The 13,731-nt window shown below is 65.6% G+C and carries 14 protein-coding genes; 6 read left to right on the top strand and 8 right to left on the bottom strand.

Annotated elements, in window-relative coordinates; genetic code table 11:
• The first annotated feature begins 4 nt into the window (after window positions 1-4).
• Entirely contained in the window at window positions 5-1,684 is a 1,680-nt protein-coding gene (locus IM701_RS01845; RefSeq protein ID WP_193827610.1) for an alkaline phosphatase family protein, read from the top strand.
• Complete coding sequence (locus tag IM701_RS01850; protein ID WP_193827611.1) at window positions 1,666-2,898, top strand: UbiH/UbiF/VisC/COQ6 family ubiquinone biosynthesis hydroxylase; 1,233 nt, start codon at window positions 1,666-1,668, stop codon at window positions 2,896-2,898. The genes IM701_RS01845 and IM701_RS01850 overlap by 19 nt, the downstream gene beginning before the upstream one ends.
• A gap of 170 nt (window positions 2,899-3,068) precedes the next feature.
• Here IM701_RS01850 and IM701_RS01855 read toward each other — a convergent pair whose 3' ends face one another.
• The 4 genes from IM701_RS01855 to hemC form a co-directional block, all read right to left on the bottom strand.
• On the bottom strand, window positions 3,069-3,296 hold the full coding sequence (locus IM701_RS01855; protein WP_193827612.1) for a hypothetical protein: 228 nt from the start codon (window positions 3,294-3,296) through the stop codon (window positions 3,069-3,071).
• A gap of 132 nt (window positions 3,297-3,428) precedes the next feature.
• Window positions 3,429-4,364 carry a hypothetical protein gene (locus IM701_RS01860; protein ID WP_193827613.1) on the bottom strand — a complete coding sequence of 312 codons (936 nt, stop codon included), beginning with the start codon at window positions 4,362-4,364 and terminating at the stop codon, window positions 3,429-3,431.
• Window positions 4,365-4,393: 29 nt separating this feature from the next.
• Window positions 4,394-5,083, bottom strand: coding sequence for a uroporphyrinogen-III synthase (locus IM701_RS01865; protein WP_193827614.1), 690 nt, complete (start codon window positions 5,081-5,083; stop codon window positions 4,394-4,396).
• On the bottom strand, window positions 5,080-5,955 hold the full coding sequence (gene hemC / locus IM701_RS01870; RefSeq protein ID WP_230487873.1) for a hydroxymethylbilane synthase: 876 nt from the start codon (window positions 5,953-5,955) through the stop codon (window positions 5,080-5,082). The genes IM701_RS01865 and hemC overlap by 4 nt, the downstream gene beginning before the upstream one ends.
• 117 nt (window positions 5,956-6,072) lie before the next feature.
• On the opposite strand from hemC, the gene tsaD reads away from it, so the two are divergent.
• The 4 genes from tsaD to IM701_RS01890 are packed head-to-tail and all read left to right on the top strand — an operon-like array spanning window position 6,073 to window position 10,177.
• Window positions 6,073-7,125, top strand: a complete 1,053-nt coding sequence (tsaD, locus tag IM701_RS01875) for a tRNA (adenosine(37)-N6)-threonylcarbamoyltransferase complex transferase subunit TsaD (protein WP_193827616.1) — start codon at window positions 6,073-6,075, stop codon at window positions 7,123-7,125.
• A complete protein-coding gene (locus IM701_RS01880; RefSeq protein ID WP_193827617.1) occupies window positions 7,122-8,117 on the top strand; it encodes an NAD(P)H-dependent glycerol-3-phosphate dehydrogenase in 996 nt (331 codons plus the stop codon). The genes tsaD and IM701_RS01880 overlap by 4 nt, the downstream gene beginning before the upstream one ends.
• A complete protein-coding gene (locus IM701_RS01885) occupies window positions 8,110-9,588 on the top strand; it encodes a lipopolysaccharide biosynthesis protein (protein WP_062344830.1) in 1,479 nt (492 codons plus the stop codon). Before IM701_RS01880 ends, IM701_RS01885 begins: the two co-directional genes overlap by 8 nt.
• A 37-nt stretch (window positions 9,589-9,625) precedes the next feature.
• The gene (locus IM701_RS01890; protein ID WP_193827618.1) at window positions 9,626-10,177 is read left to right on the top strand and encodes a hypothetical protein; all 552 of its coding nucleotides are present in this window, start codon (window positions 9,626-9,628) and stop codon (window positions 10,175-10,177) included.
• 1 nt (window position 10,178) lies between these two features.
• On the opposite strand, the gene IM701_RS01895 is transcribed toward IM701_RS01890, so the two are convergent.
• The 4 genes from IM701_RS01895 to uvrB all read right to left on the bottom strand — a co-directional run bounded on the left by IM701_RS01895 (window position 10,179) and on the right by uvrB (window position 13,685).
• Complete coding sequence (locus IM701_RS01895) at window positions 10,179-10,682, bottom strand: hypothetical protein (protein WP_193827619.1); 504 nt, start codon at window positions 10,680-10,682, stop codon at window positions 10,179-10,181.
• 78 nt (window positions 10,683-10,760) lie between these two features.
• Window positions 10,761-10,985, bottom strand: a complete 225-nt coding sequence (locus tag IM701_RS01900) for a type II toxin-antitoxin system HicB family antitoxin (protein ID WP_193827620.1) — start codon at window positions 10,983-10,985, stop codon at window positions 10,761-10,763.
• Entirely contained in the window at window positions 10,982-11,236 is a 255-nt protein-coding gene (locus IM701_RS01905) for a type II toxin-antitoxin system HicA family toxin (protein WP_193827621.1), read from the bottom strand. Before IM701_RS01905 ends, IM701_RS01900 begins: the two co-directional genes overlap by 4 nt.
• A 259-nt stretch (window positions 11,237-11,495) precedes the next feature.
• Window positions 11,496-13,685 carry an excinuclease ABC subunit UvrB gene (gene uvrB / locus IM701_RS01910; RefSeq protein WP_193827622.1) on the bottom strand — a complete coding sequence of 730 codons (2,190 nt, stop codon included), beginning with the start codon at window positions 13,683-13,685 and terminating at the stop codon, window positions 11,496-11,498.
• Between the last annotated feature and the right edge of the window lie 46 nt (window positions 13,686-13,731).

Genomic DNA, 13,731 nt, shown 5'->3' on the forward strand with positions numbered 1-13,731 from the left:
GAGTATGTTTCGCGTGAAAGCCCTTATCCGTTACGCCGCAGTTCTGCTGGCATGCGCTGCCCCGATCCTTCCCCTTGCAGCGCAGGAGGTATCGCCCGCGGTCAGCCAGCAGGTCCCGGCAGGCGCGCCCAAGCTGCTTGTCGCGATTTCCATCGACCAGTTCTCCGCCGACATCTTCGCGCAGTATCGCCAGCACTTTACCGGTGGCTTCGTGCGGCTGACTCAAGGCGCGGTATTCCCGGCGGGCTACCAGAGCCACGCCGCAACCGAGACCTGCCCCGGCCACTCGACGATCCTGACCGGCAACCGCCCGGCCCACACCGGCATCATCGCCAACTCGTGGATCGACCAGACCGTCACCACGGGCCCCAAGGTCGTCTATTGCGCCGAGGACGTATCGAAGCGCACGGCGGGATCGCGGGACTACGTCGCCTCGCCCGTGCATCTGCTGGTGCCGACGCTGGGCGAGTGGATGAAGAAGGCCAACCCCGCGGCCCGCAACATTGCTGTCTCGGGCAAGGATCGCGGCGCGCTGATGATGGGCGGGCACGATATCGACCAGGTCTACTGGTGGAAGGGCAAGCAGTTCGTCACGCTTGCCGGGCGTCAGCTGGGCCCGACGGCGATCGCGCAGAACGCCGAGATTGATCGTCTGCTGGCCAAGGGCGCGGGTGAGTTTCCGCTGCCGGCCTATTGCCGTCGCGCCGATCGCGCCGTGCAGGCCGGTGACGTCTCTGTCGGCAATGGCCACTTCGCGCTGAAGGCGGGCGAGCCCGAGCAGTTCCGCGTGTCGCCCCGGCTCGACCGCGCCACGCTGGACCTCGCGGTCAAGCTGGTGGACGAACAGAAGCTGGGCCGTAACACCGTGCCCGATCTCCTCGCCGTCAGCCTCTCGGCCACCGACTATGTCGGCCACGCCACCGGCACCGAGGGCGCGGAGATGTGCATCCAGTTGACCCAGCTTGACCTGGCGCTCGGCGATTTCTTCGCCAGCCTCGACAAGCGCGGGATCGATTATGCCGTGGTGCTGACTGCCGATCACGGCGGGTTCGACATTCCCGAACGCCTTCACGAGCAGGGCCTTGAAAAGACCTCTCGCGTCGGCCCGGAAGTTTCGGCCGAGGCGCTGTCGGCTACCCTCGGCAAGCGCTATGGCCTCGAGCCCAAGGGCCTGATCCTGTCGGATGGCCCCGCGGGCGACTACTGGCTGCGCAAGGACCTCGATATCGGCCTCAAGGGCAAGATCATCGACGACGCCAGCGCGATCCTGATGACCAGCCCCTTCGTCGAGAAGGTGCTCTCGGCCGCGGAAATCGCCGCGACACCGATGCCGCAGGGCTCGCCCGAAACCTGGACCCTGGCCGAACGCGCGCGCGCCTCGTACAATCCGCTGCATTCGGGGGACTTCGTGGTGATGCTCAAGCGCGGCGTGGTCGCCATTCCGCAGGCGCGCAAGGGCTACGTCGCCACCCACGGCAGCCCATGGGACTACGACCGCCGCGTGCCGATCCTGTTCTGGCGCAAGGGGATGACCGGTTTCGAACAGCCGAGCGGCGTGGAAACGGTGGACATCGCCCCCTCACTTGCGGCACTGATCGGCCTCAAGATCCCCCAAGGTGCATTTGACGGACGCTGCCTCGATCTCGATGGTGGCGTCGGCAATACATGTGGAGTGGTCAAGTGAACGAGTCGCAGGCAGACGTCGTTATTCTGGGTGGTGGTCTGGTGGGCATGACGCTCGCCATCGGCCTCGCCAAGGCGGGAATCACCTCCCACGTGGTCGACAATTCCGACCCTGCGGCGCAGACCGCCGAAGGCTTTGACGGCCGCGCCTCGGCAATCTCGACTGCCAGCTGGAACCTCTACACCAACCTCGGCATGGCCGAGGAACTGGCGCCCAAGGGCTGCCCGATTGAATCCATCGCGGTGACCGACGGGATGAAGCCGGGCCGGATCGACTTCAAGCCCGGCGAGGGCGACGGCTCCCTCGGCCGCATGTACGCCAACCGCGATCTGCGCATTGCGATGTACGGCGTGGCCGCGCGCGAAGAGGCGATCACCTTCCACCCCAACAGCCACGTCGTGGCCCGCGAACGCGGCGAACACGGCGTTTTGGTCACTCTCTCCGATGGCCGCCTGCTCAAGGGGCGGCTCATGGTCGCAGCCGAAGGGCGCAAGAGCCCGACGCGCGACGAGGCCGGGTTCACGCCCGCCAAGTGGGACTACGGCCATCGCGCGATCATCGCTGGGCTGACGCACGAGAAGCCGCACGGCAACGTCGCGTGGGAAGTGTTCTACCCGGCGGGCCCCTTCGCGCTGCTGCCGCTGCTTGATGAAAATGGCAAGCACCGCTCGGCGCTGGTCTGGACCGTGGCCGAGAAGGACGCCGCCGCCGTGCTGGCCATGCCAGAGGCGATGTTCCTGAATGAAGTCGCCAGCCGCATGCACGGCATCTTCGGCAAGATCGAATTGGCCAGCCCGCGCTCGTCCTATCCACTCAATTTCCACCACACCGCGCGCATCGTGGAGGACCGGCTGGCGCTGGTCGGCGATGCCGCGCACGGCATGCACCCGATCGCGGGGCAGGGCCTCAACGTCGGCCTGCGCGATGTCGCGGCACTGGTCGAGGTGCTGTCGGACGGCGTGCGCCTGGGTCTCGACGTAGGCGACGCGCAACTCCTCGCCCGCTACGAACGCTGGCGCGCGGCCGATACCTTCATGGTGGCCACGGCAACGGATGTGCTGACCCGCCTGTTCGGCATCCCCGGCAAGCTCCCTTCGGCAGTTCGCCGCCTCGGCATGGCCGGCGTGCAGCGCGCGGCGCCGCTGAAGCGCTGGTTCATGGACGAAGCGCGCGGCATGAGCGGCGATCTGCCCAAGCTGCTGCGGGCGGCGTGATGTTGGCGGCGTTGCGCCGCGGATGACCACCTAACCGTCGCCCCGTGCTCGACACGGGGCTTGGCCTTTCTTTCCAGCCCAGCGCCGAAGAAGAAAAGCCAAGTCCCGGATCAAGTCCGGGACGACGGGTTTTGGGTATCTGATGCTGCGGTTTGGAGCGCAAACCGACGCTATTCTTCCCAGCTACGTAATTGCAGAATCAAAGCTTCACCGTTGGCGAGCAAGTTATGATCTGCCTTGAAGCCCTCATAGTGCGTTGCTTGGAGCCAGCGCATGCCCTCGTCAAAGCTCACCGGCTGCCAACCTGGGATCTCCACGCGGGCAATCTTACGACTGCCGATGTCCTCGAGAATGCGATCTCGGTGATCGCTCCACCGTTGTTGTGCTGACTTCGACATCGCAACCTCTAAGTCTGTTCACCGTTGTAGGTTGTAGGCCAATGTCCCCAATTGTGTCGTCTCAGCGACGACGACGCTTGGCGCAAATCCCGGGAGAGAAGACCGCGCCAATCAGCGCCCTTAACCTACCACTCAAATCTGCGGCGTGGACCCCGCCGGAGGCAGCGGCGGCACTGCAGGCGAAGCGCTCGCCGTCGGGTCAGGCGCAACCGTGGGCGCGGGTGCGGCAACCGGCTGCGCGCCCATCAGCGCTGCTGCTTCCAGCTGATCGAGCGCGCGCTGCGTCGCCATGTAATCACGGGCACGCACCAGCCAGTCTTGCGCGGCGTCGTGGCCGGGCATCTTTTCGACTTCGGCGGCGGCGGCTTCGATCTTGCCGCCGGCGAGGAAGGCGCGGGTGCGTTGCAGGCGGCTTTCCGGCGCGGGCGAGGGGGAACCGTCGTGGCGGATCACGAACAGGTCCGAAAGCTGGCGGCCAAGCCAGTCGAGCGTGCCTTCATCCGCCTTGCCGCCGACCAGTTCGGGCGCGAGGAGTTCGAACTGTTCGCCAAGCTGGGCGAGCGTCACTGGCGCGGCGCCTGCGGCAATCACGCGGTCCACCGCCGCGCCCTGCGTCGTGCCGAAACGAGCGCGCAACTGCGCTTCGATCCAGCCCAAGGGCTGCCCGCGCTCCAGTGCACGACGCGCAGCGAAAGCCAGCAACAGCGATTCCGCGTGGGTGGCATTGCCCGAGGCGGCGATCGCCTGCTGGTTAAGCTCCGCCAGCCGCTGTTCGAGCATGGCGATCCTGGCGGCGGTACTGTCAATTTGCGCGCCGATCTGGGCCTGTGCTGCTGCAGTCTGGGCGGCGGACGGGCCGGGGGCAGGCTCGGTGGCAGGCGAAGTAACCAGCTGCGGGATTCCGGAGCTGTCCATCCGCACATCGATCAGGCCATTGCGCCAGCCGAGCCAGGCGGCACCCGCAGCGCCTGCCAGCAGGCACCCGGCGACCAGCGCGGCGATGCCACGGCCGCCTATGCCGCTCCTTCGCGGGCTTTGCCCCCGCGTGCTGTAGACCAGATCCTCCATGCGTTTTCGCTTGTCCTGTCGCCCCGATGTCACACTGTCTGGCACATCCGCGCGCCGAGTTCCAGAACCTCCTTGTCGGTCCTGCCGGCAGCCACTGCGACTGTGCCCCAGCCATTGCCAGCGAGTTCCGCTATGCGTGGGGCCAAGCTGGCAAGATGGAGACTTTTCTTGGAGATTCCAAGTCTTTCGCATTCCTGCGCGAAATGGCGGGCCGCTTCGCCGGAGTGCAGAAGCACCACCGCACCGCGATTCAGGGCGGTTTGGAGCGCTGCCGGAACTGCCCTTTTCCGGGACGCGTAAGTTACAACCGTGACGATTCGCACGTCCTCGGGCGGGGACAGCTTCACCCGATCTTCACCGGCGATTCGGATGTAATTCCCCGGCGGCAGGGTCATCACCACTGGCTGCAATCCGCCTTCGCCAACACGGGAGACCACGAACCCGGCAGAACGTGCCGCCGCTGCCGTCGTCTCGCCTACCGCAATCACCGGCACATCGGAGAAGTGCGCCAGACCCGCCCCGCCATGCCGGAACACATTGGCGCTGCCGGCAAGGATCGCATCGAAATGCTCGTCGGGCGCGTCCCAGTCGACTGCCTCGATCTCGAACAGGGGGGCGCTGACAGGTTCCAACCCCATCTCGCGCGCTGCCGCGCAAGTTGCCGAATTCCCCGGCTCGGGTCGGATCACCACCAGCGGCAGCGGTTCAGCGCTGCTCATTCGCCGGAAAAGTGTACCGTTACCGACTCCGGCGCTTGCGACAGCAGACGATGCGCGAGACGGCGGGGGCCTTCGCTGTCAGCAGGCGCGAAGGTCTCGCTGGCTTCGATCCGCTCGGCACCATCGGGGCTGTAGATCGCTGCGCGCACTGTCAGCGAGCTCTCGTGATGCGTGGTCAGCACTGCAATCGGGCTGTGGCAATTGCCGCCCAGTGCCGCCAGCAAGGCGCGTTCGGCCAGCACCGCCTCGTGCGTCGGTCGGTCGTCAATGGCCGAAAGCCAGCCGCGCACGTCATCGCTCGCCAACAGGCATTCGATGCCGATCGCACCCTGCGCCGGGGCCGGGAGCCATTCGAATTCCGACAGCGGCGTGCCGACACCCGTCTCGCCCAGGCGCTGCAGGCCCGCGGCGGCAAGCAATGTCACGTCCGCTTCGTCAGCCTGCAGCTTGGCGAGGCGCGTGGCGACATTGCCGCGAAAGCCGACGATCTTGAGGTCCGGCCGGGCATGGAGCATCTGCGCGGCCCTGCGCGGTGCGCTGGTGCCGACGCGCGCTCCGGGCGGAATGGCATGGATGGAGGCCGCACCAACCAGCACGTCGCGCACGTCGGCACGGGGAAGAACGGCGGCGATGCAGAATTGTTCAGGCCGGGTCGTCTCGACGTCCTTCATCGAGTGAACGGCAAAGTCGATCTCGCCTTCGAACAGCCAGGCGTCGAGCTCCTTGGTCCACAGCGCCTTGCCGCCGATCTCGGCGAGCGGGCGGTCAAGGATCTTGTCGCCACTGGCGGTGACGGGGACGATCTCCACCATGCTTTCGTCCCATCCGTGGGCGGCGCAAAGCCTGTCGCGGGTCTCTTCGGCCTGCGCCATGGCAAGCGGGGAGCGGCGGGTTCCGAGCCTCAGCGGGCGTTCAGGTGCCAAGGGCGTAGATGATGTGTTCATGCACTGCTTGCCGTAACGGGGATTATCATTAGAGGAAAGCGCCAGATGGCCCTGATCCTTGGCATAGAATCCAGTTGCGATGAAACCGCCGCCGCGGTGATCGACGGCAATGGCACGACGCTGGCCGCGCGCATCGTCGCGCAACGCATTGCTTCGCAAGACGAAGCGCACCGCCCTTACGGCGGCGTCGTCCCCGAAATCGCGGCGCGCGCGCATGTCGAAGTGCTGGGGCCGATGGTAGAGGCAGTGCTCGCCGATGCGGGCATGACGCTGAACGATGTCGATGCGATCGCGGCAACCGCAGGCCCCGGCCTGATCGGCGGGGTGATGGTCGGCCTCGTTACTGCCAAGGCCTTGGCCATGGCGGCCGACAAGCCGCTGGTGGCAGTGAATCACCTCGAAGGCCACGCGCTGTCGCCGCGCCTTGCCGATCCCGCTCTGCAATACCCTTATCTGCTGCTGCTGGTTTCGGGCGGGCACTGCCAGATCCTCGAAGTGGCAGGCGTTGGCCAGTATCGCCGCCTTGCCACCACCATCGACGATGCACTGGGCGAAGCTTTCGACAAGACCGCCAAGATCCTCGGGTTAGGCTATCCCGGTGGCCCTGCGGTCGAGCGGCTGGCGCGCGAGGGCAACCCCAAGGCCGTGCCCCTGCCGCGCCCCCTTGTCGGCAGCGGTGAGCCGCACTTCTCGTTCGCCGGGCTCAAGAGCGCAGTGATGCGGGCCAAGGATGCCGGCATCCACGCCGATGCCGACATCGCCGCCTCGTTCCAGGAGGCCGCGCTCGATTGCGTGGTGGACCGGACGCGGATCGCTCTTGGCGCTGCTTCATCGGGGATGACCGCGCTGGTCGTGGCAGGTGGAGTCGCCGCCAACGCCGCCCTGCGCGCCGCGCTCGAAGCGCTTGCCGCCGAACACGGCCTCCCGCTGGTCGCCCCGCCACCGAAACTGTGTACAGACAATGCCGCCATGATCGGCTGGGCTGGCGTTGAGCGCTTCGCTCTGGGATATACCGACCCGCTCGACGTGGCCGCGCGGCCGCGCTGGCCGCTCGACGACAATGCCGCCCCGGTGCGCGGCGCAGGGGTGAAGGCATGACCGCTGGTATAGGTGTCGTAGGCGCAGGCGCATGGGGCACCGCGCTCGCCCAGATGCTGGCAAGCGATGGCCGCGAAGTCCTGCTTTGGGCGCGCGAGGCGGAACTGGTCGATGAGATCAATGCCAAGCGCACGAACAGCCTGTTCCTGCCCTCGGCGCAGCTCGCGCCTGCGATCCGCGCGACGAGCGACCTTGGCGAGATGGCAGCACTGCCGGTTTTGCTGATGGTTACGCCAGCGCAGTTCTTGGCCGGTGTGCTCGGTGCGATGGGCAGAAAGGACGGCGACGTCGTGCTCTGCTCGAAGGGCATCGAAGCGGGCACCGGCCGCCTCATGGCCGAGGTTGCCCGTGATGCGGCATCGGGTGCCGAGATTGCTGTCCTGTCAGGCCCGACCTTTGCGCACGAGGTGGCAGCAGGACTGCCCACTGCCGTCACGCTCGCCTGTGAGGGCGGCGAAACGCAATGGCAGCGGCTTTCGACGGTGATCGCCCGCCCGACCTTCCGGCCGTATTATTCCGACGACGTGGCAGGCGCCGAAATCGGCGGCGCGGTGAAGAACGTCCTCGCCATTGCCTGCGGCGTGGTCGATGGCCTCGGCCTCGGCCAGAACGCCCGTGCGGCGCTGATCAGCCGCGGCTTTGCCGAGATGCAGCGCTTTGGCCTCGCCTTGGGTGCGCGGGCGGAAACCCTTTCGGGTCTTTCCGGTCTGGGAGACCTCGTTCTGACCTGCTCGTCCACTTCCAGCCGCAACTTTTCGCTGGGCAAGGCGCTGGGCGAGGGAGCCAGCGCAACCGATGTGCTCGGCGCAAGGAACTCGGTGGCCGAGGGTGCCTTTACCGCGCCGGTCCTCGCCGATATCGCCCGCAGCCGCGACATCTCCATGCCCATCGTCGAGGCGGTGGTGACGCTCCTCGAGGGTGCAGCCCCGGCGCGGGACGTGGTCGCAGGATTGCTGTCGCGCCCGCTCAAGGCGGAAACAGTCCTTGTCTGAAGCCAGGGCCCCGCAACAGGATATCGCCGCGCTGGCCAAGGGCGGGCGGACGAATTTCCTTGGCTTCCTGCTGCGTCTGCTCGCGCGCATCCCGTTCCTCTTCATTGCGAGCCGCCTTTACGGGGCGCCCGCCATGGGGCGTTTCGCCTCGGCCCTGGTGATGGTCGAATTCGCCGGGATGCTGGCGACATTGGGCCAGAAACGCGGCCTCGCCCAGCGCCTTGCCGAGAATGACGAGCACCCCGCCAACGTGGTGGGCGATGCGGTGCTGCTGGCAATGTCGCTGGCGCTCGGCATGGGAGCGCTTATCTACCTGTTCCCGCAATCGATGTACCCCAGCGGCAACTTCACGTTGGCCGACCGTCTGCTGGTACTCTCGATTCCCGGCCTCGCGCTTGGCGATCTTGCGCTTGCGGCGCTTGCCTACCGCTTCGACGTGGCGACAACGGTTCGCGCCCGTTCCGTGGTCGAGCCGTGGACGATCTCCATCGCGGCAGGTGCGTTCTACTTCATCTGGCCGAGTTCCGGCCTCAGCCTTGCCTATCTCGCCTCGGTCTGGGCAGCGACCGGCGTTGCCGTCTTCGTCCTGCTGCGCACTTACGGCTTGCCGCGCGCGTGGAAGCCGCGTCCCGGCCCGCTGTGGCAGATCGCTCGCCGCAACATCCCGCTTGCCGGGGCGGACGCCGTGGAATGGGGCACGCGCAAGCTCGACGTATTCATCCTGCGCTTTTTCGTGGGCGAGGCGCCGGTCGGCATCTACTACTTCGCGCAGCAGATCGCCTCGCTGCCGCAAAAGCTCAAGACCAGCTTCGAACCGGTGCTCGGCCCGGTCATCACGCGCAGTGTCAAGGACAAGGACTACGCGGCAATCGCCAAGCAGGTCTGCCAGGTCGGCTTCTGGATCGGCGCGGCGCAGATCGGCATCGCACTGGCATTGGGCATTCCGGGCGAGGGGCTGATGGGGCTGGGCGGTCCGGCCTTCGTTTCTGGCACGGCGGCGCTGGTGTTCCTGCTGGTAGCAGAAGTGGTCGCGTCCAAGGCCGTGGTGAGCGAAGCGGCGCTGGTCTACCTCGCGCGCATGCGCAACCTGTGGATCAGCTTGGCCACGATTGCGCTGCAAGCGGTGCTGACCATCGTCTTGATTCTCGTCGCCGAGCAGGTGACGCCGGGGCCGATGTACGTCGCCGCTGCCGCTTCGCTGGCTCTGGCGATCTCGCTTGGCCTCTCTTCGGCGGTCAAGTCGCGGGTGCTGACCCGTATTCTCGGCCATTCGATCAGCAACTGGCGCTGGGGCCTCGCCTGGGCGATCGTTCCGGCCATTGCGGTCGGTGTGGCAATGACCTGGGCACCCGAATGGGCCGAACTGGCCGTTGGAATTCCGGCAATTCTCGGTATTTACTGCTACATGTTGTGGGTCCGCGCGTTCGGGCCCGAGGACCGCGTGCTGTTCCGCAAGCAGCAACCGGCCTGAGATCGTCGCTGAGATTTTCGCGTAAGGGGTCATGCAGATGCTGCAATCGCTCGAAGCCAACCAGATTCTGCTGGCGGGCATCGTTCTTCTCGTCGCGTTCGTGGTGTGGTGGGTGTGGGGTCGCGCCAGGCCAGCCCCGAAGCGGCGCGAATACACTGACGTCCTCTCGGATGGCGCCGAAAAGGCCGCCCGCAACATGGCCCTGATCGATGCGCCAAGCGCTGCTGCCCTCGTGACGCCGCCTCCGGGCGTTGGCACCATGGCCGGGATCGGCGAAGTCGTCGCCGCTGCTGCTGCCGAGGAAGTGGTCGAGGCGGCGCCTGTTTCTGCTCCTGCCCCTACGCCGCAGGGCGGCGATGACCTCGGCCGCATCAAGGGCGTTGGCCCCAAGCTCAAGGCCCTCCTCGCCTCGCTTGGCGTCACCAGCTATGCCCAGATCGCAGCGTGGACAGATGAGGACATCGCGAAGATCGACGCCCAGCTTGGCACTTTCGCCGGCCGCGCCACGCGCGATAACTGGGTGGAGCAGGCCAAGCTTCTCGCCAGCGGCGATACCGCCGCCTACGAAGCCAAGTTCGGCAAGGTCTGACCTATTCGGCGATCTGCGCCGGAGCGACAGGCTCCGGTGCGGCAACCGGCGCAGAGCGGCGGCACTTCATGACAAGATCGCGCACCGGCGCTCCGGCCGCAACCTTGATCATCCCCGCCCCCGGCAGCGTGCCGTTGTAGGACCCGCCAAGCACCTTGGTCCGGCTGTCGTCGGCCGAGATCGTCCCCTGCCAGATATAGCCGCGCTGCCCCGGCACTGATGTCGCATCCACGGGCAGCCGCATGATCCCATCGCTCCCGACCAGCGCGAACAGCGCCTGCGCCCCCACTGGTGCGGCAGCATGGCGCGTCACGGTCAGCACGCCTTCGCGGCAGGAAACTGATACCAACGGCGTCTCCCCGGGATGCCCATAGCGCACCGAAAGCCCATCCGAACCCGCAGCCCACGACGCTTGCGCATCTCCATCACGCACCCCCGGCAAGGCCTCGCCCTCAGGCATGGCCATGCGCACCGCACCATCCGGCGCCCCCTCACGCGCGGGCATCGCGGGCGATTTCGAGCAAGCAGCAAGGGCGAGGGCAAGAAGAATCGAGCTGAGGTTTCGCACAGACTTTGGCCGAAGTTAGCGAGCAGCGTAAATTGCCGGGCGATATCGCGGTTCGGGAATCGCCATGTTGTGCTCGCGTGCGGTCTCAAGCCAGAGTTCGATAGCGACTTCGGCCTCCGCCAGCGCTTCTGCTGGCGTTTCTCCATGCGCAGAGCAAGGGCGCAAATCTGGAACGTCGGCGATCCAGCAATCGTCGTCGACCGACCAGAACACGTTGATATGGTAGTGGTGCGCGTTCATTCGTCCAGCTTCAAACCCAATTCCTCGATCATATCAAGAAACTGCTGCACTTGGTAGGGCTTCGCATCCTTCCCGTGCGGCTGGACGATAAGGGGGCGTGTCGCATCAGGATGATGCCATGCCAGATGGCTGCCCTTGGTGCGCACATGGGTGAACCCGAAGGCAGATAGCAACCGCTCGAAATCGCGAAATGCGATGGACTGTCGCGGATTGGCGAGAAGGTGGGCGAAGAGTTTGTCGAGTTGAGTCACTTTTTGCGACGCCCAGCTTCGAATGCGGCGAACGCTAAGCCCATTAGGCTAATGTTTACGAGGAGCGCCTGTAGCGCAACGGAAAGGGCTTCATAGGTCGACATCGAGGCAAACTCGCAGAGTGCATCACCGACTCCAATCTTGCGGGTCTTACGGCTTTGCAACGGTGGAACAAGTTGGGTCCGCACCACTTTGGTCGATCAATATCGGAAAGGTTACCGCCGTCCGTTGTGAAGCGCTGCCCCACAACAAAATTCCCTCACTTCCCCCACTTCGTCTTCTGGCTCTTCCCGTACCGCGTTTTCCTTGTCCCCGGCTTGCCCTCATTGCTTCGCCCGACAATCGGCGCTTTCCGCTCACCCTCCGGCAACCCAAGCTCTGACGCCTCCAACTGCCTGATCTCGTCGCGCAGGCGTCCGGCCAGTTCGAACTCCAGATCCGCCGCCGCGGCTCGCATCCTCTTCTCCAGTTCCTCGATGTAGCCACGCAGGTTGTGGCCGACGAGGTTGTTGGCGCCGTCGGCGTCAATGTCGACCAGCACGCCATCGCGGCTTGCCGTGTCGGCAACGATATCGTGGATATTGCGCTTGATCGTCTGCGGGGTGATGCCGTGTTCTTCGTTATAGGCCTGCTGCTTGGCGCGGCGGCGGTCGGTTTCGGCGATCGCGCGCTCCATGCTGCCGGTCATGCGGTCGGCATACAGGATCACCCGGCCATCCACGTTGCGCGCGGCGCGGCCGATGGTCTGGATCAGAGAGGTTTCGCTGCGCAGGAAGCCTTCCTTGTCGGCATCGAGAATGCAGACGAGGCCGCATTCGGGAATATCCAGGCCCTCGCGCAGCAGGTTGATGCCCACGAGCACGTCATAGACGCCCAGCCGCAAGTCGCGGATCAGCTCGATGCGCTCCAGCGTCTCCACGTCGGAGTGCATGTAGCGGACTTTCAGCCCTGCCTCGTGCATGAACTCGGTCAGGTCCTCGGCCATGCGCTTGGTCAGGGTGGTGACGAGCGTGCGATAGCCTTGCTGGGCGGTCAGCTTGCACTCGTTGATGCAGTCCTGCACCTGGTCCTCGACCGGGCGGATCAGCACCGGCGGGTCGATCAGGCCAGTCGGCCGGATGACCTGCTCGGCAAACACGCCGCCCGCCTGCTCCATCTCCCACTGCGCAGGCGTTGCCGAAACCGCGATCGTCTGCGGGCGCATCGCGTCCCATTCGTTGAAGCGCAACGGACGGTTGTCGATGCAGCTTGGCAGGCGGAAACCATACTCAGCCAGCGTAAGCTTTCGGCGGTGGTCGCCCCGCGCCATCGCGCCGATCTGCGGCACGGTCTGGTGGCTTTCATCGAGGAACAGCAGGCAGTTGTCTGGCAAGTATTCGAACAGCGTCGGCGGCGGCTCGCCTGGCAGGCGGCCTGTCAGAAAGCGGCTGTAGTTCTCGATCCCTGCACACGAACCGGTGGCAGCGATCATTTCCAGATCGAAGTTGGTCCGCTGTTCCAGCCGCTGCGCTTCGAGCAGCTTCCCTTCCTCGACCAGCTCCTTGAGTCGCTCGGTCAGTTCGAAGCGGATAGCCTGCGCCGCCTGCTGCATCGTCGGCCCCGGCGTCACGTAATGCGAGTTCGCATAGACGCGCACGTTGTTCAGCTTCGCGCCGCTCTTCCCGGTCAGCGGATCAAACTCGACGATCTCCTCCACCTCGTCGCCGAAGAAGCTGATCCGCCACGCGGTATCGTCATAGTGCGAGGGAAAGATCTCGAGATTGTCGCCGCGCACACGGAAGTTGCCGCGCGCAAAGCCGGCATCGTTGCGCTTGTACTGCAGTGCCACCAGCTTGCGGATGATCTCGCCGCTGTCGACCGTCTGCCCGACCTTCAGGTCGAAGATCATCGCCGAGTATGTCTCGACCGAGCCGATGCCGTAGATGCACGAAACCGAAGCCACGATGATCACGTCATCGCGTTCAAGCAAGGACCGCGTGGCCGAATGGCGCATCCGGTCAATCGCCTCGTTGGTCGAGCTTTCCTTCTCGATATAGGTGTCCGACCGGGGCACGTAGGCCTCGGGCTGGTAATAGTCGTAGTACGAGACGAAGTACTCGACCGCGTTTTCCGGGAAGAAGCTCTTCATCTCGCCATAGAGCTGCGCGGCGAGGATCTTGTTGGGCGCCAGGATCAGGGCGGGGCGCTGCAGTTCCTCGATGACCTTGGCCATGGTGAAGGTCTTGCCCGAACCGGTGACGCCAAGCAGCACCTGCGTCTGGTCGCCATCGCGCGCGGCAGCGACAAGGTCTGCAATCGCGGTGGGCTGGTCGCCGGCAGGCTGGTAGTCGGACACTACCTTGAATCGCTTGCCGCCTTCCACCTTGTCGGGGCGCTGCGGCTTGTGCGGCACAAAAGTGCCCGAGGTGTCGGGCTCTTCGAGTCCCCTGCGAATAACGAGTTCGGCCATCGCCCGAATATGGGGAACAAACCGCGCCCATACAACCGTGCCCGGA

This window comes from Novosphingobium sp. ES2-1 (genome assembly GCF_015169775.1).
GTDB lineage: Bacteria > Pseudomonadota > Alphaproteobacteria > Sphingomonadales > Sphingomonadaceae > Novosphingobium > Novosphingobium subterraneum.

What these genes read in the sequence shown, in the direction of transcription:
- IM701_RS01850 (WP_193827611.1), top strand. Translation starts at nt 1,666, where the DNA reads ATGTGGAGTGGTCAAGTGAACGAGTCGCAGGCAGACGTCGTTATTCTG.
- IM701_RS01860 (WP_193827613.1), bottom strand. Translation starts at nt 4,364, where the DNA reads ATGGAGGATCTGGTCTACAGCACGCGGGGGCAAAGCCCGCGAAGGAGC.
- tsaD (WP_193827616.1), top strand. Translation starts at nt 6,073, where the DNA reads ATGGCCCTGATCCTTGGCATAGAATCCAGTTGCGATGAAACCGCCGCC.
- IM701_RS01895 (WP_193827619.1), bottom strand. Translation starts at nt 10,682, where the DNA reads ATGCCCGCGCGTGAGGGGGCGCCGGATGGTGCGGTGCGCATGGCCATG.
- uvrB (WP_193827622.1), bottom strand. Translation starts at nt 13,685, where the DNA reads ATGGCCGAACTCGTTATTCGCAGGGGACTCGAAGAGCCCGACACCTCG.
- IM701_RS01890 (WP_193827618.1), top strand. Translation starts at nt 9,626, where the DNA reads ATGCTGCAATCGCTCGAAGCCAACCAGATTCTGCTGGCGGGCATCGTT.
- IM701_RS01865 (WP_193827614.1), bottom strand. Translation starts at nt 5,083, where the DNA reads ATGAGCAGCGCTGAACCGCTGCCGCTGGTGGTGATCCGACCCGAGCCG.
- IM701_RS01845 (WP_193827610.1), top strand. Translation starts at nt 5, where the DNA reads ATGTTTCGCGTGAAAGCCCTTATCCGTTACGCCGCAGTTCTGCTGGCA.
- hemC (WP_230487873.1), bottom strand. Translation starts at nt 5,955, where the DNA reads ATGGCGCAGGCCGAAGAGACCCGCGACAGGCTTTGCGCCGCCCACGGA.
- IM701_RS01855 (WP_193827612.1), bottom strand. Translation starts at nt 3,296, where the DNA reads ATGTCGAAGTCAGCACAACAACGGTGGAGCGATCACCGAGATCGCATT.
- IM701_RS01900 (WP_193827620.1), bottom strand. Translation starts at nt 10,985, where the DNA reads ATGAACGCGCACCACTACCATATCAACGTGTTCTGGTCGGTCGACGAC.
- IM701_RS01880 (WP_193827617.1), top strand. Translation starts at nt 7,122, where the DNA reads ATGACCGCTGGTATAGGTGTCGTAGGCGCAGGCGCATGGGGCACCGCG.